The sequence below is a fragment of the Nocardiopsis dassonvillei subsp. dassonvillei DSM 43111 genome (assembly GCF_000092985.1).
Taxonomy (GTDB): Bacteria; Actinomycetota; Actinomycetes; order Streptosporangiales; family Streptosporangiaceae; genus Nocardiopsis; species Nocardiopsis dassonvillei.
Genome location: NC_014210.1, coordinates 3,057,941 through 3,081,891 on the forward strand (window position 1 = coordinate 3,057,941; position 23,951 = coordinate 3,081,891).

22 protein-coding genes are annotated in these 23,951 nt (G+C 72.0%); 8 read left to right on the forward strand and 14 right to left on the reverse strand.

Annotated features, from left to right (window positions below):
• Positions 1–348: 348 nt before the first annotated feature.
• The 3 genes from menD to menB all read right to left on the reverse strand — a co-directional run bounded on the left by menD (position 349) and on the right by menB (position 4,041).
• Positions 349–2,037: a 2-succinyl-5-enolpyruvyl-6-hydroxy-3-cyclohexene-1-carboxylic-acid synthase gene (gene menD, locus NDAS_RS12680; RefSeq protein ID WP_013153591.1), complete on the reverse strand. Its 1,689-nt coding sequence runs from the start codon at positions 2,035–2,037 to the stop codon at positions 349–351.
• A gap of 184 nt (positions 2,038–2,221) precedes the next feature.
• On the reverse strand, positions 2,222–3,205 hold the full coding sequence (locus tag NDAS_RS12685) for an o-succinylbenzoate synthase (RefSeq protein WP_013153592.1): 984 nt from the start codon (positions 3,203–3,205) through the stop codon (positions 2,222–2,224).
• On the reverse strand, positions 3,202–4,041 hold the full coding sequence (gene menB, locus NDAS_RS12690) for a 1,4-dihydroxy-2-naphthoyl-CoA synthase (protein ID WP_013153593.1): 840 nt from the start codon (positions 4,039–4,041) through the stop codon (positions 3,202–3,204). Before menB ends, NDAS_RS12685 begins: the two co-directional genes overlap by 4 nt.
• A gap of 195 nt (positions 4,042–4,236) precedes the next feature.
• Between menB and NDAS_RS12695 the strand changes: the two genes are divergently transcribed.
• From NDAS_RS12695 to NDAS_RS12710, 4 genes are all read left to right on the forward strand, one after another.
• The gene (locus tag NDAS_RS12695; protein WP_232238470.1) at positions 4,237–5,493 is read left to right on the forward strand and encodes an AMP-binding protein; all 1,257 of its coding nucleotides are present in this window, start codon (positions 4,237–4,239) and stop codon (positions 5,491–5,493) included.
• 682 nt (positions 5,494–6,175) lie between these two features.
• Positions 6,176–7,582 carry a sigma-70 family RNA polymerase sigma factor gene (locus NDAS_RS12700; RefSeq protein WP_013153595.1) on the forward strand — a complete coding sequence of 469 codons (1,407 nt, stop codon included), beginning with the start codon at positions 6,176–6,178 and terminating at the stop codon, positions 7,580–7,582.
• Positions 7,583–7,728: 146 nt separating this feature from the next.
• Positions 7,729–8,088, forward strand: coding sequence for a hypothetical protein (locus NDAS_RS12705; protein WP_013153596.1), 360 nt, complete (start codon positions 7,729–7,731; stop codon positions 8,086–8,088).
• Between the two features lie 143 nt (positions 8,089–8,231).
• Positions 8,232–9,479, forward strand: a complete 1,248-nt coding sequence (locus NDAS_RS12710; RefSeq protein ID WP_013153597.1) for an Nramp family divalent metal transporter — start codon at positions 8,232–8,234, stop codon at positions 9,477–9,479.
• A gap of 34 nt (positions 9,480–9,513) precedes the next feature.
• Here the strand turns inward: NDAS_RS12710 and NDAS_RS12715 are convergent, their stop codons facing one another.
• Positions 9,514–9,876, reverse strand: a complete 363-nt coding sequence (locus tag NDAS_RS12715; protein ID WP_013153598.1) for a GntR family transcriptional regulator — start codon at positions 9,874–9,876, stop codon at positions 9,514–9,516.
• 117 nt (positions 9,877–9,993) lie between these two features.
• Positions 9,994–10,380 carry a hypothetical protein gene (locus NDAS_RS12720; protein ID WP_013153599.1) on the reverse strand — a complete coding sequence of 129 codons (387 nt, stop codon included), beginning with the start codon at positions 10,378–10,380 and terminating at the stop codon, positions 9,994–9,996.
• A 144-nt stretch (positions 10,381–10,524) separates the two neighbouring features.
• Between NDAS_RS12720 and NDAS_RS12725 the strand changes: the two genes are divergently transcribed.
• A complete protein-coding gene (locus tag NDAS_RS12725; RefSeq protein WP_013153600.1) occupies positions 10,525–11,136 on the forward strand; it encodes a TetR/AcrR family transcriptional regulator in 612 nt (203 codons plus the stop codon).
• A gap of 342 nt (positions 11,137–11,478) precedes the next feature.
• On the forward strand, positions 11,479–12,264 hold the full coding sequence (locus NDAS_RS12730; protein WP_013153601.1) for a sporulation protein: 786 nt from the start codon (positions 11,479–11,481) through the stop codon (positions 12,262–12,264).
• Positions 12,265–12,322: 58 nt separating this feature from the next.
• On the opposite strand, the gene NDAS_RS12735 is transcribed toward NDAS_RS12730, so the two are convergent.
• From NDAS_RS12735 to NDAS_RS12750, 5 genes are all read right to left on the reverse strand, one after another.
• The gene (locus tag NDAS_RS12735; protein ID WP_013153602.1) at positions 12,323–14,128 is read right to left on the reverse strand and encodes an ABC transporter ATP-binding protein; all 1,806 of its coding nucleotides are present in this window, start codon (positions 14,126–14,128) and stop codon (positions 12,323–12,325) included.
• Between the two features lie 73 nt (positions 14,129–14,201).
• Complete coding sequence (locus tag NDAS_RS12740; RefSeq protein WP_013153603.1) at positions 14,202–15,215, reverse strand: ABC transporter permease; 1,014 nt, start codon at positions 15,213–15,215, stop codon at positions 14,202–14,204.
• Between the two features lie 499 nt (positions 15,216–15,714).
• On the reverse strand, positions 15,715–15,888 hold the full coding sequence (locus NDAS_RS28040) for a DUF397 domain-containing protein (protein ID WP_013153604.1): 174 nt from the start codon (positions 15,886–15,888) through the stop codon (positions 15,715–15,717).
• A gap of 3 nt (positions 15,889–15,891) precedes the next feature.
• On the reverse strand, positions 15,892–16,071 hold the full coding sequence (locus NDAS_RS12745; protein WP_013153605.1) for a DUF397 domain-containing protein: 180 nt from the start codon (positions 16,069–16,071) through the stop codon (positions 15,892–15,894).
• On the reverse strand, positions 16,058–16,873 hold the full coding sequence (locus NDAS_RS12750; protein ID WP_013153606.1) for a helix-turn-helix domain-containing protein: 816 nt from the start codon (positions 16,871–16,873) through the stop codon (positions 16,058–16,060). The genes NDAS_RS12745 and NDAS_RS12750 overlap by 14 nt, the downstream gene beginning before the upstream one ends.
• Positions 16,874–17,178: 305 nt before the next feature.
• Between NDAS_RS12750 and NDAS_RS12755 the strand changes: the two genes are divergently transcribed.
• Entirely contained in the window at positions 17,179–17,631 is a 453-nt protein-coding gene (locus tag NDAS_RS12755) for an ATP-binding protein (RefSeq protein ID WP_013153607.1), read from the forward strand.
• Between the two features lie 186 nt (positions 17,632–17,817).
• The gene (locus NDAS_RS12760) at positions 17,818–18,030 is read left to right on the forward strand and encodes a helix-turn-helix domain-containing protein (RefSeq protein ID WP_013153608.1); all 213 of its coding nucleotides are present in this window, start codon (positions 17,818–17,820) and stop codon (positions 18,028–18,030) included.
• A gap of 74 nt (positions 18,031–18,104) precedes the next feature.
• Here the strand turns inward: NDAS_RS12760 and NDAS_RS12765 are convergent, their stop codons facing one another.
• The 4 genes from NDAS_RS12765 to NDAS_RS12780 form a co-directional block, all read right to left on the reverse strand.
• The gene (locus NDAS_RS12765) at positions 18,105–19,169 is read right to left on the reverse strand and encodes a cobalamin B12-binding domain-containing protein (protein WP_013153609.1); all 1,065 of its coding nucleotides are present in this window, start codon (positions 19,167–19,169) and stop codon (positions 18,105–18,107) included.
• Positions 19,159–20,517, reverse strand: coding sequence for a PP2C family protein-serine/threonine phosphatase (locus NDAS_RS12770; RefSeq protein ID WP_013153610.1), 1,359 nt, complete (start codon positions 20,515–20,517; stop codon positions 19,159–19,161). The genes NDAS_RS12765 and NDAS_RS12770 overlap by 11 nt, the downstream gene beginning before the upstream one ends.
• Before the next feature lie 414 nt (positions 20,518–20,931).
• Entirely contained in the window at positions 20,932–22,743 is a 1,812-nt protein-coding gene (locus NDAS_RS12775) for an ABC transporter substrate-binding protein (protein ID WP_013153611.1), read from the reverse strand.
• A gap of 70 nt (positions 22,744–22,813) precedes the next feature.
• A complete protein-coding gene (locus tag NDAS_RS12780) occupies positions 22,814–23,839 on the reverse strand; it encodes an ABC transporter permease (RefSeq protein ID WP_013153612.1) in 1,026 nt (341 codons plus the stop codon).
• Positions 23,840–23,951: the final 112 nt, after the last annotated feature.

The following is a 23,951-nucleotide window of genomic DNA, read 5'->3' on the forward strand; positions in this document are numbered from 1 at the left end:
AACTCCGGCGCATGCCCTGGTAGGTCACGCTGGGAATCCGGAGGGCCACGCATCGTCGGGTTCCGGTCGTGATCATGGCGCACCGTACCCGCCGAATCCACATGACACGCCCGTAACCGTCCCCGGAGTTATCGGCCCTCCCGTGATTCGGCGCCGGGCGCAGCGGTGCGGCGCGGGGCCGGGGAGGGGCGGAGACGGGAAAACGGTTGCCGATCGAAGGGGTTTAGGGCATGCCGACATCGGGGCGGGCGAGGGGTCGAAAAGGGGGACGGGTACGACGCCCGGCGCCCCGGTGGACGGCCCCGGCCCGCATGGTGGTCCCCGCCCGCTTCGGTCAGGGGCGTGCGCTCAGAGCGCCCCGTCCACCGCGGCGTCCACCGCGGCCTGGATCCGGCGGCGCAGCGCGGCGCTGCCCGCGCGGTGCGTGCACACCTCGATCAGGCGCGGCCCCTCGCCCAGCAGCGCCTTGGGCAGGTCGGTCGCCCACTCCAGGCGGGTGTAGGGCACGTCGGCCACCGCCGCCACCCGTTCCATCGACGCCCCGTGCGGGGTGCCGAACACCCGCTCGAAGTCGGGGTGCCCGGCCTGCTCCAGACCGGAGAAGATCCCGCCGCCGTCGTTGTTGACCACGACGATCGCCAGGTCCGGGCGAGGCTCCCCCGGGCCGATCAGCAGCCCGTTCTGGTCGTGCAGCATCGCGAGGTCGCCCAGCAACGCGTAGGCGTGCCCCCCGCCCCCGGCCTGGTGGGCCAGCGCCGCGCCGATGGCCGTGGAGACCGACCCGTCGATCCCGCTGACGCCCCGGTTGCCCACCAGGCGCACGCCGCAGCGCGCCCGCATGGTGGCGTCCAGGTCGCGGATGGGCATGCTCGAACCGGCGAACAGCAGCGAACCGGTGGACATGTGCGCGACCAGGTCGCGGGCCAGCCGCGGCTCGCTGAGCACCTCCTCCTCGTCCAGCACCGCGTCCAGGGCGGCGCGGGCCACCGCCTCCGCCTCCGACCAGGTCCGCGACCACTCGGTGCTCCGCGGGGAGCCGGGGTCCAGACCGGCGGGCGGCGCGACCGCGGCCACCACGTCGGTGGCGGTGCGCACCGGGTCGGAGAAGGCGTCGAGCGCGCCCGCGCCGACCACCACGTGCCGTTCGGCCCGGCGCAGGTAGGCCAGGATCTGCCGGGACAGGTTGGGGCGGCCCACGCTCACCACCAGCTCCGGCGCCGGCCGCGCGACCACGCGCGGCGAGGCCAGCAAGTGCCGGTAGGTGGACAGCGCGCCCGCCCGGCGGGCGTTGGAGGTCGGTTCGGCCAGCAGGGGCCACCCGGTCGCCTCGGCCAGCGCCAGGAACGGCACCGGGTCGTAGTCCCCGTCGCCGCACACGATCACACCGCGCTCGACGTCGGGCAGGGCGAACGGCGCGGGTTCGGTCAGCGGCCCCGGGCGGCCGATCCACGCCCGGCCGCCGTCGCGCCCCTCCAGGGGCTCGGGCCACGCGCCCGTGTCGGCGTCGGGGGTCAGCGGGTCGCGGAAGGCCACGTTGAGGTGGACCGGACCGGGGCGTCCGCCCAGCGCCGAGCCCCACGCGCGGCAGGCCAGCGACCGCCAGTAGGCGACCATGCCGGGCACCGGGTCGGGGGTGCCGACCTCGGCGAACAGGCGGACCGCGCCGCCGTACAGGCCGATCTGGTCCACCGTCTGGTTGGCGCCGGTCCCGCGCAGCTCCGGGGGCCGGTCGGCGGTGAGCACCAGCAGCGGCACCCCGCTCTCGTCCGCCTCCATCACCGCCGGGTGGAAGTTGGCCGCGGCCGTGCCGGAGGTGCACACCACCGCGACCGGGCGGCGCGAGACGCGGGCCAGACCGAGGGCGAGGAAGGAGGCCGAGCGCTCGTCGATGCGCACGTGCACCCGGATTCCGGGGTGGGCGACCAGGGCCAGGGCGAGCGGCGTCGAGCGCGACCCCGGCGCGACGACGGCCTCGGCCAGGCCGCAGCGGGCCAGCTCGTCGACCAGGACACGCGCCAGGGCGGTGGACGGATTCATCAACTCTCTCGATCGTCTCAAGGTGTACCCAGTATCACCATGTGGACCCGGCCCCTACAGTCAACCCCCACCCGGGGCCCGCGGAGGACGAACACGGCTGTTACCCCCCACACACGCCAACCGGACATCCGGCCCCCTGTCACCGTGCGCCCCAGGCGTAACATCAACGCCGGTCACGGCGCGGTCATCCGGCGCCGGGGACCTCGTCGGCGGCCGACCGCGCGGCCTCGGCGCGGGCCCGCCAGGCGGCGGGGTCGACCTCCACCGCGCGCAGGCTCGCCTCGTCCACCGTCACCGGGCGCACGGGTAGGAACCCGTTCTCGGGCAGCAGGGGGTCGGCGGTGACGTCGGCGGTCAGCATCTGCATGGTGGCCAGGCCGCACGCGTGGGGCAGCTCCGGCAGCGCGGCCGCCAGGGCCACCCCCGCCGCCAGGCCCACCGAGGTCTCCACGGCGCTGGAGACCACCACCGGCAGCCCGCACGCCTCGGCCACGCGCAGCGCGGCGCGCACCCCGCCCAGCGGCTGCACCTTGAGGACCACGATGTCGGCGGCGCCGGCGGCGCGCACCCGCAGCGGGTCCTCGGCCCTGCGGACGGACTCGTCGGCGGCCACGGGGACCGACACCCGGCGGCGCACGGCGGCCAGCTCGTCCAGGGTGGCGCACGGCTGCTCGACGTACTCCAGGCCGAAGCGGTCCAGTTCGCGCACCATCCGCACGGCGGTGTCGACGTCCCAGGCGCCGTTGGCGTCCACCCGCACCAGCCCCGAGGGGCCCAGGGCGTCGCGGACCGCCTCGACGCGGGCCAGGTCCTCGGCGGGGTCCTGGCCGCGTTCGGCCACCTTGACCTTGGCGGTGGCGCAGCCGCCCGCGGCGACGATCGCGTGGGCCCGCTCGGGGTCCACGGCGGGCACGGTCACGTTGACCGGCACGCGGTCGCGGACGGGCGCGGGCCAGCCGTGGTGGGCGGCCTCCTCACAGGCGGCCCACCAGCGGGCGCACTCGCGCGGGCCGTACTCGGCGAAGGGGGAGAACTCCCCCCATCCGGCGGGCCCGCGCACGAGCATGCCCTCGCGGACGGTGATGCCGCGGAAGCGGTTGCGCAGGCCGACCGCGAAGGCGCGTCCCCCGGCGGGCGTGCCCGCCGGGTCGGGTTCGGCAGCGGTCACGGACGACGCGGGAACTTGTCGAACTCCGGGCTGCGCTTCTCCTTGAAGGCGTCGCGGCCCTCCTGGGCCTCCTCGCTCATGTAGTAGAGCATCGTGGCGTCACCGGCGAACTGCTGCATCCCGGCCGCGCCGTCGCTGACGGCGTTGATGGCGCCCTTGAGCATGCGCAGCGCCAGCGGGGACTTCTCCAGCATCTCCCGGGCCCAGGCCACGGTCTCCTTCTCCAGGTCCTCCAGCGGCACGACCGTGTTGATCATGCCCATGTCCAGGGCCTCCTGCGCGCTGTACTGGCGGCACAGGTACCAGATCTCGCGGGCCTTCTTCAGGCCGACGGTCTCGGCGAGCAGCCAGGAGCCGTAGCCGCCGTCGAAGGAGCCGACCTTGGGGCCGGTCTGGCCGAACTTGGCGTTGTCCGCGGCGATGGTCAGGTCGCAGCAGACCTGGAGCACGTTGCCGCCGCCGATGGACCAGCCGGCGACCATGGCGATGACGGGCTTGGGCAGGCGGCGGATCTGCACCTGGAGGTCGAGCACGTTGAGGCGGCCGATGCCCTGGCGGGCCACGGCGTCGTCGCCCATGTAGCCGTCCTCGCCGCGGATCTTCTGGTCGCCGCCGGAGCAGAACGCCTGGTCGCCGGCGCCGGTGAAGATGATCACGCCGACCGAGGAGTCGTCGCGGGCGAGGTTGAAGGCGTCCTGGAGCTCGAACAGCGTCTGGGGCCGGAAGGCGTTGTGGCGCTCGGGGCGGTTGATCGTGATCTTGGCGATGCCCTCCGCGGTCTCGTAGATGATGTCGGAATACTCGCCCGACCGCTGCCAGTCGATCACGCTGCTCACGGCTACTGCTTCTCCTCAACGGGGACACTGTGGACGGCGCGGACGTGTCACCACGTCCACGCGACAACCCTACGCATTGTGCCAGGCGGGCGGGACGCGCGGGCAGGGCGGTGCTCCTTGCGCCCGTGTCCGCCGCCCGGCGCCGGATCCGACCCCCGGGGCGGGTGCTCCGGACACGGGCGTACCCTTGCCGTCGTGGCACGCGAGAGACAGGTCGAGGCAGGCGGAACGCACCCCCGTGACCTGGAGGGGCGCCCCCTCCAGGCGGTGCGCGGACTGGCGCCGGAGCGCCTGGGCGACCTGTTGGCCCGGGCCCTGGACGGGCACGGCCCCGCCCTGCTGCCGATCCCCGACGGGACCCCCGACGCGCGCGTGGACGAACTCCTGGCCGCCATGCGCCCGGCCTCCCTGCGCACCCCGGACGGGGTCGCCGCGCTGGACGGCGCCCGCCCGGCGGGCGGGGACACCGCCCTGGTCATCACCACCTCGGGCTCCACCGGCGCGCCCAAGGGCGTGGAGCTGTCCGCCGCCGCGCTGCGCTCCTCCGCGCGGGCCTCGGTGGCGCGGATCGGCGCCGCCCCCGGCGACGCGTGGCTGTGCGTGCTGCCCGCCGGGCACATCTCCGGCATCCAGGTGATCATGCGCGCCCTGGCCACGGGCGGCCGGATCGAGCACGCGGCCTTCTCGGTGCGGACGGTGGTCGGGCTCGCGCGCGGATCTCGACCGCACGTGTCCCTGGTGCCCACCCAGCTGCGGCGCCTGCTGGCCGCCGGGACCGACCTGTCGGTGTTCGGGACCATCCTGCTCGGCGGCGCCGCCGCCGACCCCGCCCTGCTGCGGGAGGCCCGCGGGGCCGGGGGCCGGGTGGTCACCACGTACGGCATGAGCGAGACCTGCGGCGGGTGCGTCTACGACGGCGTCGCGCTGGACGGGGTACGGGTGCGGGTGGAGTCCCCCTCGGCCGACGGGGCCGGGCGGATCCTGCTGTCGGGGCCGGTGCTGCTGAGCGGCTACCGCCTGGCGCCCGGGGTCCGCGCCGATCCGGGCGCCCTGGTCACCGACGCCGACGGGACGCGGTGGCTGCGCACCAACGACCTGGGCCGTCTGGACGGGGACGGGCGCCTGAGCGTGCTCGGACGCGTGGACGAGGTGGTCAACACCGGCGGCCACAAGGTGGTGCCGGGGCAGGTCAACGCCCGGCTGCTGGAGCACCCCGCGGTGGCCGACTCGGTGGTGGTGGGCCGACCCGACCCCGAGTGGGGCGAGCGGGTGAGCGCCGTCGTGGTGCCCGCCGACCCCGACGCGCCGCCCTCCCTGGAGCAGTTGCGCTCGTGGGTGCGCGAGCGCCTGCCCGCCTACGCCGCTCCCCGCGAGCTGGAGGTGCGCGCCTCCCTGCCGATGCTGGCCTCGGGCAAGCCCGACCTGGTGGCCCTGCGCGGCCCGCGCGGCTGAGGCGCGGAAGCGCCCACGCAAGGCACCGCCGCTGAGGACCCTGGCGTTCCCGGCCGACGCCCGTCCGTGCGGAGGCGGGCGTCCGGGCGCGGTCCGCGGCACCGGCCGCGAGAGCCGCACCGGCGCGGACCCCCGCGCCCTCTCCGGCGCCGCCACCGGCGCCCCGTGGTCCGGGCGCGTGTACCGGCGCGCCTTCCACCCGTGGGACCCTGGGGCGCGTCGGGTGCCGCGCCCCACCACGTCGGTGCCCGTCGAACAGCAGTGACGGCCCGGGGTCGGGCGGTCCGGCCGCTCCGCGCGGAGCGGCCGGTCACGGACGTGTCGGACAAAAGGCGGGGAACTTCCCCGGACCTTCCGACGTCTACCTGAGTAATCCGGCCCCTCGGCCCCTCTCTCAAGGAGGTCCGCAGTTGGTGACAGCCCTCGGCCCACACGTTCGTGCCCCTGCGCTCTCCCCCCAACCGGCCCCCCTTCCCCGCCCGCAGCGATTCCGGGCACACTCCTTTACCCGCTCCCTACAGCGTTTGGCCACTTCCGTCGCAGTGATCTACGCCACTTCGGCTGATATCCAATCGAGACAGGGAACATTTGACTCCCCAACACGTTGGACATATTGGCGCGTCCAGCCGGCGGGAACCGTCCGCCGCGTGCCACACGTCTTGGAAGGGAGGGAGGTGCCCCGATGACGAGCACTGCCCCAGCCGCTCCGGCACCCACCGCCGGAGCCCCCGCTGACACCGCTCGCAGCGACGACGCGTCCGCCGACGCGGTCCTGACCGACCTGCTCGACCGCGGACGCGCCCAGGGGCACCTGTCCCTCTCCGAACTGCGTGCCGCTTTCACCGCGGCCGCCGTCTCCACCGGCGACGGCCGTTCCATCCTGCGTGAACTCACCGAGAACGGGGTCAGGCTCGCCAACGGGGGCGACGACTCCGCACCGGTGGCCGATCCCGACGCCGAGGACGACGTGCTGGAAGACACTCTCATCGCCACGGTGCCCGACACCGACGAGGCACCCAGGGCCGAAGGCAAGACCGCGCCGCGCAAGGGCCCCTCCCCCCGGAGGAAGACCCGCTCCACACGGCGCGTCAAGAAGGCCGAGCCCGCCCAGACCACCACCGACGCGGAGACCGGCGAGGCCGACCTCGACGACCAGTCCCCCGCCATGGGCGACTCGGTCCACACCTACCTCAAGGCCATCGGCCGACGCCAGCTCCTCACCGCGGAGCAGGAGGTCGACCTGGCCAAGCGGGTCGAGGCCGGGCTCTACGCCGAGTACCGGCTCGGCCTGCACGGCGAGGTGGACGGCTCCGCCCCGCTGGCCGAGGCCGAGGTCGAGGAGCTGGAGTGGGTGGCCGAGGACGGCCGCAAGGCCAAGTCCCACATGCTGGAGGCCAACCTGCGCCTGGTGGTGTCGGTGGCCAAGAAGTACAGCGACCGGGGGATGTCGCTGCTCGACGTGGTCCAGGAGGGCAACCTCGGCCTGATCCGCGCCGTGGAGAAGTTCGACTACACCAAGGGCTTCAAGTTCTCCACCTACGCCATGTGGTGGATCCGCCAGGCCATCCAGCGCGGTTTCGCCGACTCCGCGCGCACCATCCGCCTGCCCGTGCACGTCCTGGAGCTGCTGAGCAAGGTCAGCCGCCTGGAGCGCGACATGCACCAGGCGCTGGGCCGCGAGCCCACGCCGGAGGAGCTGGGCCTGGAGCTGGACAAGACCCCGGCCCAGATCGAGGAGCTGCTGCGGGTCACCCGCCAGCCCATCAGCCTGGACTCCACGATCGGCGAGGACGGCGAGACCCGCATCGGCGACCTGATCGAGGACGTGGACGCCTCGGAGGCCTCCGAGGTGGTGGACCGCCAGCTCATGGCCGACCAGCTGCGCAACGCGCTGTCGGACCTGGAGCCGCGCGAGGCCACCATCATGTCCCTGCGCTTCGGCCTCATGGACGGCCGTCCGCGCACCCTGGACGAGATCGGCAAGCACCTGGGGCTGACCCGCGAGCGCATCCGCCAGCTGGAGAAGCAGTCGCTGTCCAAGCTGCGCCACCCCAGCCGCGCCCAGCAGCTGCTGGACTTCGCCAGCTAGTCTGCGGGGCCGGACCGAAAGGCGACACGGGGCCGCTCCCCAAACGGGGGGCGGCCCCGAGCCGTGTCCGAAACCCTCAGGGCGAACCCTGGTTCGTCCCCGGTATCGCGCTCGTCCCGGCACGCCGCGGACGCCCCGGTGCGACGATGGTGGCCATGACCGATCACCCCCAGCGCCACAGCGACGAGATCGCCGCCGCGCTCCGCGCCAGCCGTGAACTCGGCCCCGAGTACGACGAGGCCGTGGCGGCCTCCCTGGTCGAACGCATCGACGGCACCGTCGAGGCGCGCGTGCGCCACCACATGGCCGCGCAGGCGCGCACGGAACCGGCCAAGGCGGGCCTGCCCTCCAACACCGTGCGCTTCGTGCTCTCCCTGGTGTGCCTGGGCGTGAGCATCCCGGTCTCCGCGATCACCGCGGCCGTGGGCAGCCCGGCCGCGCTGCCGCTGGTCTGGCTCGGGCTGATCCTGTTCTACGTCGTCTCGGTCGTGGGCCTGCGCCGCTGACCGGCCGCCGGACGTGACCTGGAACATATCGATTCCGCCACGGAACGCCTCCGCCGCTTATCTGCCCGTATGCACCTTGTGTCCGAAGCCCTACAGTCGTGCCCACCACGGACCAGACCGGTCCCACCAGGGGGAAGGACACGATGGCAGCCATCGAGCAACGCAGGACGACGTGGAAACAGATCGGTCCGGGCATCGTCGTCGCGGCCACCGGCGTGGGCGCGGGCGACATGGTCGCCACACTCATCGCGGGCAACCAGTTCGGCTACGCCCTGCTGTGGGCCACCATCGTCGGCTGCCTGGTCAAGATCTCCCTGGCCGAGGCCACCGGGCGCTGGCACCTGGCCACGGGGACCACCATCTTCGCCGGCTGGAGCAGCCTGGGTAAGTGGACCACCGTCTACTTCGCGCCCTACATCGCGATCTGGGGCTTCGTCTACGGCGCCAGCGCCATGTCGGCCACGGCCCTGCCCCTGGCCGCGCTGATGCCGGGCGTGCCGCTGGAGGTGTGGGCCGTCCTGGCCGGGGTCTCCGGCCTGGTGATCGTCTGGTTCAACCGCTACGCGGTGTTCGAGAAGATCATGACGGTGCTCGTGGGCATCATGTTCGTCACCGTGGTCGGCCTGGCCGTCTACGTCGTCCCCGACATCGGCCAGACCCTGCGGGGCCTGGTCCCGATGCTCCCCGAGGGCTCGGTGTTCTACACCATGGGCCTGGTCGGCGGCGTCGGCGGCACCATCACCATGGCGGCCTACGGCTACTGGGTCAACTCCAAGGGCTGGCGGGATTCCTCCTGGATGCGGATGATGCGGCTGGACAACCGCGTCGCCTACATCACCACCGGCATCTTCGTCGTGGCGATGCTCATCGTGGGCGCCGAGCTGCTCTACGCGAGCGGCATCACGCTCCAGGAGAGCGACCAGGGCCTGATCCAGCTGGGCGACGTCCTGCGCGAGCGCTTCGGCGGGTTCGTGGCGACGGCCTTCCTCATCGGCTTCTTCGCCGCCGCCTACTCCTCCATCATCGGCGTGTGGAACGGCGTGAGCCTGCTGTTCGCCGACTTCGTCAACCACCTGCGGGGCAGGACCAACACCGACCCGGGGGAGAACCAGAAGAGCTGGGCCTTCCGCGGCTACGTGCTCTGGCTGACCTTCCCGCCGATGCTGCTCCTGCTGATCGGCAAGCCCTTCCAGCTGGTCATCGCCTACGGGGTGCTGGGCGCCTTCTTCATGCCGTTCCTGGCCTTCACCCTGATGTGGCTGCTCAACTCCTCGCGCACCCCGCGCGAGTGGCGCAACGGCTGGGTGAGCAACACGGGCCTGGCCCTGGCCGGATCGCTGTTCGTGGTGCTGTGCGTCTACGAGCTCTACGGGATCGTCACCGGGGCCTGAACCTCCGGGAGGCGCGGCGGCGCGCGGGGCGGTGTCAGCCCCGCAGCGCCGCGCGCAGGATCTCCACCGCCTCGTCGTGGTCCAGCCCCACCCGGGAGATCACCTCGGCGTAGGCCCGGGCGGCGGCCAGTGCCTCGGCGCGCTGGTCGTCGCCGCCCGCCGCGACGAACGTCCCCGAACGGCCGCGTGTCTCGACCACACCGGCCTGTTCCAGCTCGCGGTAGGCGCGGGCCACGGTGTTCACCGCCACCGACAGCTGACCCGCCAGCGCGCGCACCGTGGGCAGCCGGTAGCCCACCGGGAGTTCACCGTTGGCGACCGCGATGGCCACGATCGACCTGATCTGCTCGTAGGGCGGGACCCTCGACGTCGGATCGACACGGATGAAATCCGCCATGTGCCACTGCGCTCCCCACCGTCGCCTGCCGCGGTGTCCGGCCGCGGACCGAACCGGACCGGACACCAAGTTACCGTGCGTGTAACGACCCCAGGTTGCGGGCCGCAACCGCCGGTGTCAGACCGCCTGGAGCGGCACCCGCTGGATCCCGTGCAGGCGGTGGGTCTCCCGGGCGGTGAGCAGCCGCTCGGCGATCCGGGTGGCCTCGCGCACCTGCGGGCGGGCCAGCCGCTTGCGCCGGTAGATCCGGTCCTCGTACCCCTTGGCCCCCACCAGGACGCGCTCGCGGGCGTAGGCGGCGCGCATCGCCTCGGTCAGCGCCGTGTCCAGGTCCACGCCCCGCTGGTTCAGCTCCTCCACGGGCGCGTTCTGGGTGCGGGCCCGCTCCAGCGCCTCCTGCGCCTCGGCCACCGCACGCAGGAGTTCGGGCAGGCGCTCCGCGCGCTCCTGGTCGGAGGCCAGGCTCTCCCGCGCCTGAGCCGTGCTCTGCTTGGCAAGTCCCATGTGTGTGCTCCAGACCACGCGTAACGTCGGACGGGGCCACTCTAGAGGTGACCCATATCATCTGGCGAGCCGGGCCGCGCGTCGTGGTGGCCGCGCGGCCCGCGATCTGCCACCTTTACGGCGCACACCCCCGAAAGGACCACCGTGAGCAGGAACTACGCCGGACTCAGCCGCGAGCGCATCATCCTCGAAGCGCTCCACATCATCGCTGGCCGCGGACTCGGCGGCCTGTCCATGCGCCGCCTGGGCGACGCGCTGGAGGTGGAGGCCATGGCCATCTACCACCACTTCCCCCTGGGCAAGGAGCAGTTGTTCAACGCCATCGCCGCCTACGTCACCTCCCCCGCGGCCACCGGCACCGTCCCCCTCGACGACGGGGAGGCGTCGGAAGACGCGGAGGGGGCGAAGGAGCCCGAGGAGGACACCCGGCCCTGGGACGTGCGCCTCACCGAGTGGGCCGAGGCCTACCGGGAGCGGCTGCTGGAGTTCTCCGGGGCGCTCTCCCTGCTGGTCCACCGCGCCCCGCGCACGCCCAGCAGCGACGCCACCCGGGCCCTGGTCCACGACGCCCTCACCGAGGCGGGGTTGGAGGACGAGGACCTGGAGCGCGCCGCCGACGCCCTGCACTCCTACTGCGTGGGCGCGGTCGTGCACCAGGTCCGCCACCAGGACGAGGAGGACGCCCCCGACGCCGCCGAGTCCCGGGCGCGCTTCCACCACGGGCTGCGCGCCCTGCTGCGCGGGCTCACCGCCTGAGCCGCGCCCGGGCGGGGTCGGGCGGCGGGACGCCCTCAAGGGTCGGCCCTGAGCCGCGCCCGGGCGGGACAGGAGGGAGGACTCCTTCGAGGGCCTGCCCGCGTCGGCCCTGAGCCGCGCGCCTGGACGGGCGGGCCCAGCGTGATCGGCCTCCGTTGCCCCGACCTCCCCACCCCGGACCGAAGGGGGCGGGGCCCACCGGTGTGCCCGGCTCCCGAGCCCCGCCGCGGGAAACAGGGACCTTGGTCCGGGAACCGAGTGCGTTCTCCCGGCGTCGTTACCAGAAGACAGCCCCCGACCCCGCTCCTCCTCCCGGCGCGGGGCGGTACAGAAAGGTCATCCATGGTTCTCAAGCGCCTGCTCGCCGGTATCGGATTCGGCGGGGCCTCGGTGGAAACCACCCTGCACTCCTCCGTGGCCACCCCGGGCGGCACCCTGCGGGGCACCGTCGTCATCGAGGGCGGCAACGTCGAGCAGCAGGTCGAGCGGCTCACCGTCGGCCTCCAGGCCCGGGTCGAGGTCGAGAGCGGCGACCACGAGAGCACCCGCGACCTGGAGTTCCACCGCGTCCAGATCGGCGGCGGCGTGACCCTGGCCCCCGGTCAGCGCTTCGAGGTGCCCTTCGAGCTCTTCGTGCCCTGGGAGACCCCCGTCACCGTCCACCGGGGCCGCCACCTGCACCGCATGAACGTCGGTGTGAACACGCGCCTGCACGTGGCGGGCGCGGTCGACCCGGGCGACCTGGACCCGGTGGCCGTGGAGCCGCTCCCCTCGCAGCTGGCCGTGCTGGACTCGCTGGCCTCCCTCGGCTTCTCCTTCAAGCAGGCCGACCTGGAGCAGGGCCGCATCCTGCGCACCCGCCAGCAGCTGCCCTTCTACCAGGAGATCGAGTTCTTCTCGCCCAGCCGCTACCGGGGCCTGAACGAGCTGGAGCTGTCGCTGGTCACCGACGAGCGCGGTATGGACGTGGTGCTGGAGCTGGACAAGAAGCCGGGTCTGCTCTTCTCCGAGAGCCGCGACACCTTCCACCGCTTCAGCGTCGACCACAACGAGGGCGCCGGGCGCGACTGGTCGGGCCACCTGCACCAGTGGATCGACTCGCTGGCGGGCAAGCGCAGCATGTTCTGATCCCGACGGGCCCCGGGGACGGGCGTCCCCGGGGCCCGCGGCGCGGTCGGCGCGCGGTTCACCCGGTCCGCTGGCGGGTGCGCTCCGCGCGCAGTTCGCGGGCCTGGTCGGGGTCCAGCACGGGCGCCGCGTTGAGCAGTTGGCGGGTGTAGTCGCTGGTGGGGTTCTCGTACACCGCGTCGCTGTCACCCATCTCCACCACCTCACCCGCACGCATCACCGCGACCCGGTCACTCACCTGACGCACCACCGCCAGATCATGGGCCACGAAGATGTAGGTCAACCCGAAGTCGTCCTGCAACTCCGACAACAACCGCAACACCTGATCCTGCGTGGACACGTCCAACGCCGACACCGGCTCATCACAGATGATCAGCTTCGGCTTGAGGATCAACGCCCGCGCGATCGCGATCCGCTGCCGCTGACCACCCGAGAACGCGTGCGGGAACCGGTTGTAGTGCCCCGGCTCCAACCCCACCCGCTCCAACAGCTCCTGCACCTGACGACGGATCTTCTTGCCGTCCTTCTCCCCCTGCACCCGCAACGCGGTCCCGATCGCGTCCCCCACGGTCACCCGCGGGTTGAGCGAGGAGTAGGGGTTCTGGAAGACCATCTGCACGTCCCGGCGCAACGGACGCAGCGCCCGCTCGGGCATGTGGGTGATGTCGCGGCCCTCGAACTCCACCCGGCCCCGCGTGGGCTCCAGCAGACGCATCACCATCCGCGACAGCGTCGACTTGCCCGACCCCGACTCCCCCACGATCCCCAGCGTCTCACCGCGGTGCAGGTCGAAGGAGACCCCCTTGACCGCCCAGAAGTCCGTGGCCCGACCCCACATACCGCCGCGCACCCTGAACCGCTGCGCCAGATCCTCCACCCGCAGCAGGGGCTCGCCCCGCTCCTCCTTCGGCTCGGGGATGAAGGGCCGGAAGACCTCGTCCGGCCCCTTGCGCCCCGCCTCGCCCGCCGCGGCCGATCCCGACCTGCGGCGCTTCTCCTGGTCCTGCCGCTGGCCGCGCTCGGCCCGGTCGCGCGCCCGCCGATGGGCCCGGGAGACCTCCACGCGCGGCACCGCGTCCAGGAGCCCGCGGGTGTAGGCGTGCCGAGGTGCGGACAGCACCTCGCGCACGTCGCCGCGCTCGACCGCGACGCCGTGGCGCATGACCACGACCTCGTCCACCGAACCCGCCACCACCGCCAGGTCGTGCGAGACCAGGATCAGCGCCATGCCCAGGTCGCGGCGCAGCTCGTCCAGCAGGTCCAGGATCTGCGCCTGCACCGTCACGTCCAGGGCGGTGGTGGGCTCGTCGGCCAGCAGCACCTTGGGCTCGCACATCAGCCCCATCGCGATCAGCACGCGCTGGCGCATACCGCCGGAGAACTCGTGCGGGTAGGAGTTGACCCGCTTGGCGGGCTCGGGGATGCCCACCCGCTCCAGCGACTCCACCGCGCGCTCGCGGGCCAGGGACCGCGACACCCCGGACCGGTGCACGCGCAGCGCCTCCACCAGCTGGTTGCCGACGGTGAACTGGGGGTGCAGCGACTGCATCGGGTCCTGGAAGACCATGGCGATATCGTTGCCGCGCATCCGCCGCAGCCTCTTGTCCGGGGCGCCGACCACGTCGGTGCCCGCCACCTCGACCTCCCCGGTGATCCGCGCCCGGCTGCCCCGGTGCAGGCCCATGAGGGCCAGCGAGGTCACGCTCTTGCCCGAGCCCGACTCGCCCACGATGCCCAGCGCTCCCCCGACGGGCACGGCGAAGGACAGACCGTCCACCGCACGGACGTCGCCGTCCATGGTCGGGAACACCACCCGCAGGTCCTCCACCCGCACGACCGGCCCCGACGCCGCGGACTCGCTCACACGACCCCTTCCTTTCCGTTCCCCGGGCGCGGCGGCCCGGATCGTGTTCCGCCCGCGCGTGCGCCCGGCACGGTTATCCGTGGATGCGTACGCGCGGGTCGATCAGCGGGTACAGCAGGTCCACCACCAGGTTGCAGAGCACGATGAAGAACGCGCCGAACAGCGTCACGCCCAGGATCACCGGCAGGTCGCTCTGCATGATGGCGGTGACCGCGTACCGGCCGATGCCGTTCAGGGAGAAGACCTGCTCGGTCAGGACCGCGCCGCCCAGCACGAGCCCCAGGTCCAGGCCGAAGATGGTCACGATGGGGGTCAGCGTGGGGCGCAGCGCGTGCTTGAGCACCACCCTGCGTTCGCTGAGCCCCTTGGCACGGGCGGTGCGGATGTAGTCCTCGCCCAGGGTCTCCAGCATGCCCGCGCGCGTCTGGCGGGCGTACATGGCCGCGTGCAGGAAGGCCAGCGTCAGCCACGGCAGCAGCAGTCCCTGCGCCCACCTGGAGGGGTCCTCGCTGAAGGGGACGTAGCCCGGGGTGCCGAACAGCCCCCAGGCGTGCACGAGGAAGGCCAGGGCCAGCAGACCGGTGAAGAAGATCGGCAGCGACACCCCCGCCAGGGCGACGGCCATCGCCAGCCGGTCGAACAGGCTGCCCTTCCACACCGCGGAGACCACGCCGACCAGGATGCCGCCCACCAGCCAGATCACCCCCGCGCCGAGGGCCAGTGAGGCTGTGACCGGCAGCCGCGCCACGATCTCGGGGAAGACCTCCTGGTAGGTCTGGAAGGAGTAGCCCAGGCACGGTGCCGCGCACTCGATCGTGTCGTTGCCGAAGCGGTACTCCGCGCCCAGGAAGAGGCCCCGGACGAACTCCCCGAACTGCACGACGACGGGCCGGTCCAGGCCCAGGCGGTCGATGGTGGCCTGGATGGCCTCGGGGGTGGGGGCGCGGCCCACGTACATCGTCGCCAGCTGTTCGACGGTGCGCCCCGCCCACCGGGGCACCACGTAGAAGATGGCGAAGGTGACCATGGTGACCACGGCCAGGAGCAGGAGTCCGGCGCCCAGGCGGCGCAGGATGTAGGTCAGCAATGCGCGTGCTCTCTGTCGTCGGGGCCGGGGCGTGGGCGGGACGGGTCCGCGAACGGTACCCGCCCGCAAGCAGACAGTAACTCAATGTGATCATCTGGTCGCGTTCAATCGCCCTATGCGCGCCTTCCGTGGCGCTGGGGATCACGGATCGACCGAGTCGGTCACCTTCCGCTCTTGACTGATGCACTGCCCCGGACGGGTCGTGGGCGCTCGGAGAATACGTTCCGGCTGGTGGCTCCTACACCACGAAGCGGGCCGGGCCCCGGGACCTGTGGGCGGAGATCGGCGCCGCGTGGGAGGAGTGGACGCGGTGGGGGAAGCCGGGCCGGGACCAGCTCGGCGTGACCGTGGACCAGGAGGGAACTCGACTGTGGGCGGACGCCCCGGCAGGGGTCCTTCGGCCTCTGGGCACGGCCGCCGCTGCGGGGTAGCTTCGCCCCGCGTCAGCACGAAACCGACCCCGCCCAATGCGTCTGGGCGGGGTCGGTTTCGTGCGCGGTTACAAGAGGCCACGCACCGCCTTGAGCAGGGCACCCCACTCTTGGGCCTGGAACTCAAGGTGTCCGGCGTGCCGGTTCTGCGTGTCCCGAACCAGCGTCTCGGCACCCTCTCGGACCTCGACACAGTTTTCCGCAGCATTGCTGTATGAGGACTTGTGCCAGTCAGACCTCACAGTTCACCCCTTCGTGACAGCGAGAACAGCAGTCCACTCCAGCGCGGACACCGTGAGGTGGCCCAGCTCCCGGTTCTGGGTGTCACGGATGTCCGCACCCTCCGCAGACTCGCGAGCCTCGACACAGTTCTGCCCACCCGAACTGTATTTGGACTTGTGCCACTCGCCCTTACGGTTGGCCATATCTTTCCCTCATCTCCTTGAGGAACTTCACGGACTCCAGCGGCGACCTCGCGGTCGCCTGTAATCTACTGAACAGCATCCCGAACCGGTGCACGTCCCTCAGGTCATCCGTGTTCTGGCCACGGTAGACCGACTCCACGTGCACAAGCTCAGGTGCTGCCGAGGACGTTAGCAGCGAGAACGGACCATCAAGTCCGGCGTGTGGGTACTGGTCCCAGCCGTGCAGCTGGACCATGATTCGTCCGCTTTCAGCCAGTTCGATAATCCGGTCAATCTGATTGACCATCATCTGACTAGGACCAATCGCCCGAACTACCGTGATGTCATCGAGCACAGCGTGGTATTGCGGCCCGCCTGGACGGAGAACTTCTTTCCCCCAGTCCATTCGCTCGCGAAGCCGTTCCTCTGCCTCGGCAGGTGACAGCCACGGAGAGCCTGCGGCAATGGTGGCCGCCGCGTACTCGGGATGCTGGATCGTACCAGGAACCAAGCTGTTCTGATATTCACGGATCACCTCCGCTTCAGCTTGCATCTGCCGGAACTCACCGATCCAGTCGACGTGCTCCGGTTGGTAGACCTCCTCATAGGTACGGACCAGCCGCCCCTTGGCCCCTAGGAACTCGTCCAGGTCAACGACCTTCGATTCGTTCAGCTTTCGGCGGCCGTTCTCTATATGGGAGATATGTCCGGGTGTGCAGTTGAGATGGCGTGCAAGGCCGTCCTGTTGGACGCCTGCCCGCTTACGAGCACGCATGAGGGCATGACCAAACCGGACATCCGAGGGGTTCCGTTCAACTTCCATTACCCCATGTAACCAAAGATGGTAGTCCGAAGTCTACGAGAAGTAGTCAGAACTTGCGTCGAAGTATTCGGCACTGGCCAGAACATTTTCTAGCCTTCAAAACGCTACTGCGGCGTGGGATCTTGTCGTCACAAGGTCGGCAAGATCGGCCCCGCACTCCCGCCCCTTAGCGGGGCGGCAGCGCCGTCCCGTACCCACATGCGGACGGGAAAGCCCTACAACCAGGCACAAAAAAGCCCCGGCGGTCGAAGTGGAGAGCGACCGCCGAGGCCAAGTGCCCCACCCCGAGACAGCCGAGGTGAAACATGCAAAAGTCTACCGTTCCGCCCATCCCGCTTCCACGCCGACTGTGTGGAACCAGCACCAAATCAGGCATTCTGCTCGGCCCCGAACTCGGCCACGTCAAGATCGCCCGCCGCTGGGCCGCCCAGGCCACCCGCTCCCGCCCCAGCCTGGCCGAACCCGTCGGCATCGCCGTCTCCGAGCTGGTCACGAACACCCTGCGCCACTCGGCCTCCGGACTCCCCGGCGGCACCATCCGCGTGGAGATCGAGCGCACCCCGCGCCGCCTCGAACTCCGCGTCACCGACAACGGCCCCCGCCCCGGAGACGAACCCAGCTTCCCGGCCGTGCCCGACCCCGAACCCCTGCGCCCCAGCGGCAACGGGCTGCGTCTGGTCGAGGCCCTGTGCTCCTACTGGGACTGGAAGCAGCACTCGTGCGGCGCGATCACGGTCCGCGCCGTCTTCCCCTGGTGACCCACGCGTCCCCGTGAGCGCTCAGCGCCCCATGCTCCGCACCAACCACCTGTCCCTGGGCCGGTGCGGACGGGCCGATGCGGAAGGCACCGGCCCGAAGCCCCGCCCTCCCCTTCCCCGGGAGGGCGGGGCCACCCCACCAACCACAGAGCACAGAGCAAGAACATCGAACACGGAAAGCCCCTCATGCCCGACTACAGCTACCTCCTCGACGGCCGACCCGACGTCCTCACCCCCAGCGAAGTCGCCGCCCTGTTCAACATCCGTCCCCGCAGCCTCCACCGAGGCGAATGGGACAACGTCCTCAAACCCTTCCGCACCCCCGGCGGAGCACGCCGCTACCCCAAAGAACACATCGCCACCCTCCTCAACCAGCCCGACCCCCCGACCTCCCCCTGAGCTGGTACGGCACTGGTGACCCTGGTGGCGCTAGTACGGCGGCGAAGGGCGCCCGCCCCGCCCAGGCGGGCACCTCAGCCGAGCACGGCCCGCCCCTCGCGCAGCGCCGCGCACGTCTCGGGGTAGTCGAACAACTCCCCTTCGAGGAGTTCCAGCACGCGGGCCACCCCCACCGCCGGGACCCCGCGCACCTCCAGCACACCGCGGGTCCACGCCAGGAAACGGGTGAAGACCGCACCGTCGCCCACGTACAGCGACGTCAGCAGGAAGTCCGTGATGTGCCCCAGGTCCTCGACCGTCCGGTCCAGGTCCGCGCCCTCCAGGCTGGCGCCCCGGGCCTCGTAGAGGGCCCGCGCGTGCTCCACACCGGTCCGCACCAGGTCGCGGCGGCGCTGCACCAGGCTCGCGTACTCGGCGGCCGGGGTCAGCGCCTCCTCCCTGGGCCGCAGGGAGGACAACGGCATGCGCCGCTCCAGCAGATCGGCGGCGGAGCGGGCGTCGGCCGCCCACAGGCTCGCGCCCAGCCGGAGCGCGAGGGAGGAGTCCGGCCCGAAGCCGCGCCCCCCGGCGATGACGGGCACCCCGGTGCGCGCGGCGGCGGTGATCATGGCGTGGGCGTTGACCAGGTGCGAGGGCAGGGAACAGCTCAGCGCCACCACGTCGGGCGCGGTCTCCTGAAGGTGCAGGGTCAGGTGGTGGGCTGGCACGCTCGCCCCGAGGAAGGTGACCCTCCAGCCGCGCAGGCGCAGCACGTCCCCCAGCAGCCGCGCGGGCAGGCCGTGCCACTCCCCCTCGACGCAGGCCACCACCACCGAACCCAGGGGGCGTTCCCCGGCCACACGCGCCAGGCCGTGTTCGAGGACCAGGCCCAGGGCGAGTTCACCGATGTGGGTGGCGGCGTGCTCCCGGGCCACCGAGAGTTCGTTGGCCTGCCACATCATGCCCACGCGCATCTGGGACACCGCGATCACGTCCAGGACCAGTGACTCGTGGTCGACTCCGGCCGCCAGCGCCTCCCGCACCACGGCCAGGGCCCCCGCGTCGTCGAGGTCGCGTACGCGCGCGAAGAAGTCGTCGGCGACGACGGCGGGCGACACGGGCGCGACCGCGTCCGGCAGGATGTCGTGGTCAGCGGTCATCGGCGACGCCTCCCCGCGTGGCGCGGGCCTGCACGGTGAGCACCGTGATGTCGTCGTGCTCCCCTCCGTCGAGCCAGTCCCCGACCACCTGGACGATCCGGTCCGAGACGGCCGGGGCGGGCATGCCCCCGCACTCGGAGAGCAGCCGGGCCAGGCGCTCCTCGCCGAGCATCTCCCCGCCCAGCAGGGGGTTGCGCGCCTCGGTGACCCCGTCGCTGAAGACGACCATCGTCTCGCCGGGGGCCAGGGTGAACTCCGTCTCCCGGAAGACGGCCTCCTCCACCGCGCCCACGAACAGGCCCCCGATGGACACCTCCCGGACAGTGCCGTCCACACCCACGACGAGCGGGGGCGGATGGCCTCCCCCGGCGGCGCGGACGCGCAGCCCGCCGTCGGGCAGGGGGCTGGCGAGTCCGAGGAGCATGGTGCTGAACTTCTCGGGATCGGTGCGCAGCAGCAGGACGTTGAGCAGCTCCAGTAGCCGCCGGGGATCCTGTTCGACCAGCCGCAGCGCCTCCAGGGACTGGCGGATCATCCCGGTCAGGAGGGCGGCGTCGTTGCCCTTGCCGCACACGTCCCCGAAGGAGAAGTCGAAGCCCTCCTCCAGCTCGTTGACCTGGTAGAAGTCGCCGCCGATGCGCTCGGCCTCGACGGCGGAGCGGAAGGCCGCGCCCAGCACGGCGTGCGCGACGCCGGGCAGGGGTGCGGGGACCAGCGCGGCCTTGAGGGTGGAGGCGGTGCGGGCCTGGTACTGGTACATGCGGGCGGCGCCCAGGGCCGAGCCCACGCGCTCGGCGTACTCGGTGAGCGCCTCGGTGTCCGCCGCGTCGAAGTACCCCCGGGCGCGGTGGAACAGCAGCGCTCCCGCGGTTCCGGACAGGCCGGGGACGGCCACGGCGCACAGCGCGCCCCGCGCGCCGCCGTACCCGGCCAGTTCCAGGAGGAGCTTCTCGACGGGGTCGCCGGGGGTGGGCTCGGCCACCGTGCGCGCCCCGTCCACGACCTCGTTCAGCCAGGCGGCGCCGTCCACCGTGCCGCGGTCCCAGACGCCCTCACCGGTTCCGACGCGGCGGCGGCCGCCCTCGGAGGTGAACGCCGCGGTCCAGCGCACCGAGCCGTCGGGCTGGGTGAGGAAGAGCGCGCACATCTGGGCCGCCTCCGGTACCGGGAAGCGCACCGCCTGCTCCACGAGGCGGACCGGGTGCAGGATGTTGCCCAGCTCGCGGGCGGCGCGGCGGAGTCTGGCGACCGCGGCGGGCGCCGGGAGCGCACCGGCCCGTCGTCCGCCGACCGGCCCGGCCCCGTCGCCCTCCAGCGGAGCGCGGTCGCTGGTCCCCGAAGCAAGCACTGGTGTTCCACTCCCCACGCGTCGCGGCGCACGGCCCGTGCCGGGCCGTGCGGGCGGCTCCACCGAGCACGTTCACGTACGCGCGGTGCGCGCGTGGTCGTGGGCGGGTGCCGCAGAGCGTCGTTCCACCGCTGGCGCAGAGAGCGCGCAGGGGGGTGCAAGGGCTACCGGCAGCGGGGAGACGACGCCCGGTATGCCACGCTACCCGCCATACTCTGCGGACACACGGTCCGGGAAGCGAAAGTTGCCGTCCGACAAAATTTCAGTGCCGTGTGTTATCGTGCGGGCCCACAGCCCCGACGCCGGTCCGGCTCCGGCGGGGTCGGCAGGCCCCCTGTCCCGCCCCTGACCTGCCCCGGTGAGGGGAGAAGACGCCTGCCGACCCGCACCGCACGGGGCCCTACCCGCTGTTCCTCACTCCCGGGTGGTGCCGAGCGCCATGTAGTCGTACATGGAGTAGCCCGAGTGGTAGTACACGTTGGTCAGGTTCGGCGGCCGGTAGAGCACCGTGCGCTCGAACACCGCGGGCAGGATCGCCGCCTGCTCCATCGCCCGCCGGTCGATCCGGGTGTAGATCGAGGCGCGCTCCTCGGGGTCCCGCACGGTGATGACCTCGTCGAACCAGCCGTTGATCCGCTCGTCGTCCAGCTCCGAGATGTTGGCGTTGCCCGCGTCCTGGATGGCGTCGCCGTCCAGGATCTTGCTCATGAAGCCGTAGCCGCTCGCCCAGTCCGGGGCCCACCCGTACACGGTCAGGCCCAGGTCGTTGTCCTCCACGAAGGACGGCGACCCGGCCTGGGTGTTGGTGTAGGTGTCCGAGGGGTACTGCTTGATCCGCGTCTCGATGCCCACCCTGGCCAGGGCCTGCTGGAGCGCCTCGGCGGTGCTCACCTCGGAGGGCCGGTCGGCCCGGACGCCGATGGAGGTGGAGAACCCGTCGGGCTCGCCGCACTCCTCCAGCTTCTGCCGGGCTTTGTCCAGGTCGCCCTGGTTGTCCTGTGAGGGGTACAGGTCGATGCCGGGATCGGCCCCCGGCAGCGACGCGGGCATGATCTGGGTGGCGATGTCGCCGCCGGTGTCGCCGCCCCAGGCCCGCTGGAGGGCGTCGCGGTCGGCCGCGTACATGACCGCCTCACGGCAGGCCAGGTCGTCCAGGGGTTCCAGGACGGTGCTGATGTTGACGTAGCGCAGCGTGTTGCTCTGCGGGTTGTCCACGCTGTTCTTGCGCGCCTCGTCGGTGAGCAGGGTGCCCCGCATGGCGGGTCCCACCCCGGCCCCGGCCAGGTCCACGTCCAGGTCGCCGCTGGCCAGGCGCTGGTCGATCTCGTTCTGGTCCACTCCCAGCTGCACCTCGACCCGGTCCGGCAGCGCCTCGCGGGTCGGGTCGGTGGCGGGGTCCCACTGGTCGTTGCGCACCAGGTTCAGGGAGACGCCGGGCCGGTACTCGCCGTCGAACTTGTAGGGCCCGGAGGAGACGACGCGGCTCTGGTACTGCTCACCGCGGTCGGCCTCGGGCGGGACCGGCGCGGTCTGCGGCTGGATGAGCAGGTACGGGAACTCCGCGAAGGGGTCCTTGAGGTGGAAGACCAGGGTGTGGTCGTCGGGGGTCTCGATCCCGTCGAACCCGGCCAGCGGGTCGTCCTCGTCGGCGTAGGGGCCCTCGTAGTCGTCGCTGTCGGCCAGCAGGTCCTGGAAGTACTTGGGGCCGTTGGGCAGGGCCTGGGCGCCGAAGTTGCCGCGCGCGATGGCGTACTCGATGTCGGGCGCGGTGATCTCGGAGCCGTCCTCGTAGCGCAGCCCCTGCTTGATGGGCACCGTCCACTCGGTGAGGTCCTCGTTGGGCCTGGGCATCTCCGCGGCCAGGTCGGGCTGGAGTTCGGTGCCCTCCGCGCCGGGCGCCCCGACGTAGGTGAGCAGGGTGCGCGCGTAGTAGCGGCTGAAGTTCCAGCCGAACGCGTAGTAGGTGTTGCCGGGGTCGGGTGAGTCGAAGTCCGAGGAGATGGCGTAGCGCAGGGTGCCGCCGGTCTGGTCGGAGGGGTTGACCACCTCGGTCTCGCCCTGGTTGAACTCGGCGTCGACCGGGCCGCCTTCGCCCCCGCCTCCGTCCGCGCCCCCGCAGGCGGCCAGCAGCAGCGCCGCGGCCGTGCCCGCGGCCAGGGTCGCGGTCGTCCGGCGGCGTCCGCGGCGCCGCGAGGGCGCCGCGCCTGTGTGGTGGTCGGTGGTCAAGCTTGCCTCCTGGTCGGATTGGCTGGCGGGGGCCGGTGCCCGGCCCGGGACACGCGACGGGTGCGGCCCGTCAGTCGGAGGAGCGGGGGTCGAAGGCGTCGCGCAGCCCGTCGCCGAAGAGGTTGAAGGCCAGGACGGTGACGAAGATGGCCAGCCCCGGGATGAGCACGAAGTGCGGTGCGACGGTGTAGAAGCGCAGGGCGTTGTCGAGCATGCCGCCCCAGGTGGCCATGGGCGGGTTGATGCCCACGCCCAGGAAGCTCAGGGCCGCCTCGAACAGGATGTTGGTGGGGATGAGCAGCGTGGAGTAGACCAGGATCGGCGTGACGAGGTTGGGCAGGATCTCGCGGAAGACGATGTGGGCGCTGCCCGCGCCGAGGCTGCGGGAGGCCTCCACGAACTCGCGCTCCCGGAGGGTCAGGGTCTGTCCGCGCACGATGCGGCCGATGTAGGGCCAGTTGAAGAACCCGATGATGAAGACCAGCACGCCGATGCGCAGGCCGTTGCCGCTCAGGCCGAAGGAGCCGTCGGGGATGACGCCGACCAGGGCGATGGCGAAGAGCAGCAGCGGGAAGGCCAGGAAGATGTCCATGGCCCGGCTGATGACGGTGTCGACCCAGCCGCCGAAGTACCCGGCGACCATGCCCAGGACGGTGCCGATGACCACGCAGACCAGGGTGGCGACCGTGGCGACCAGCAGGGAGGTGCGGGCGCCGTGGACGATGCGGCTGAACAGGTCACGCCCGTTGACGGGTTCCACGCCGAGCAGGTGGTCGGCGCTGATACCGCCCCAGGGGTCGAGCCCCAGGGAGGGGTCGGCGGGGTCGCGCAGGACGCCGCCGGTGAGCGGGTCGATCAGCTCCTGGTTGAACTGGTTGGGCGGGTAGCCGAACCAGGAGGTGAGCAGGGGCGCGAAGACCGCGACCAGGATGAGCAGGATGACGACGACGCCCCCGGCCATGCCGAGGCGGTCCCTGCGGAAGCGCCGCCAGGCGATCTGGCGCAGGGACCTGTTCGCCGACCCGCGTCCTCCGGCGGCCGCCGCCTCGGGGTCGGCGTGCTGGGAGGACTCGGGCGCGTCCATCGGCACGGACATGTGCACCCCTGCCAGTTGACATGACTTTTCGTAGCTATGGGAACACGAAGAGTTTGCACGAGTGGCGCGGGGGTTTCCAGCCTCCGCGCCGGTGTCCCCGCGCGGCGTCGGG

Excerpts from the sequence above, each read along its gene's own strand:
- menD (WP_013153591.1), bottom strand. The coding sequence starts at position 2,037 with ATGAATCCGTCCACCGCCCTGGCGCGTGTCCTGGTCGACGAGCTGGCC.
- NDAS_RS12700 (WP_013153595.1), top strand. The coding sequence starts at position 6,176 with ATGACGAGCACTGCCCCAGCCGCTCCGGCACCCACCGCCGGAGCCCCC.
- NDAS_RS12705 (WP_013153596.1), top strand. The coding sequence starts at position 7,729 with ATGGTGGCCATGACCGATCACCCCCAGCGCCACAGCGACGAGATCGCC.
- NDAS_RS12710 (WP_013153597.1), top strand. The coding sequence starts at position 8,232 with ATGGCAGCCATCGAGCAACGCAGGACGACGTGGAAACAGATCGGTCCG.
- NDAS_RS12715 (WP_013153598.1), bottom strand. The coding sequence starts at position 9,876 with ATGGCGGATTTCATCCGTGTCGATCCGACGTCGAGGGTCCCGCCCTAC.
- NDAS_RS12720 (WP_013153599.1), bottom strand. The coding sequence starts at position 10,380 with ATGGGACTTGCCAAGCAGAGCACGGCTCAGGCGCGGGAGAGCCTGGCC.
- NDAS_RS12730 (WP_013153601.1), top strand. The coding sequence starts at position 11,479 with ATGGTTCTCAAGCGCCTGCTCGCCGGTATCGGATTCGGCGGGGCCTCG.
- NDAS_RS12745 (WP_013153605.1), bottom strand. The coding sequence starts at position 16,071 with ATGGCCAACCGTAAGGGCGAGTGGCACAAGTCCAAATACAGTTCGGGT.
- NDAS_RS12750 (WP_013153606.1), bottom strand. The coding sequence starts at position 16,873 with ATGGAAGTTGAACGGAACCCCTCGGATGTCCGGTTTGGTCATGCCCTC.
- NDAS_RS12755 (WP_013153607.1), top strand. The coding sequence starts at position 17,179 with ATGCAAAAGTCTACCGTTCCGCCCATCCCGCTTCCACGCCGACTGTGT.
- NDAS_RS12760 (WP_013153608.1), top strand. The coding sequence starts at position 17,818 with ATGCCCGACTACAGCTACCTCCTCGACGGCCGACCCGACGTCCTCACC.
- NDAS_RS12765 (WP_013153609.1), bottom strand. The coding sequence starts at position 19,169 with ATGACCGCTGACCACGACATCCTGCCGGACGCGGTCGCGCCCGTGTCG.
- NDAS_RS12780 (WP_013153612.1), bottom strand. The coding sequence starts at position 23,839 with ATGTCCGTGCCGATGGACGCGCCCGAGTCCTCCCAGCACGCCGACCCC.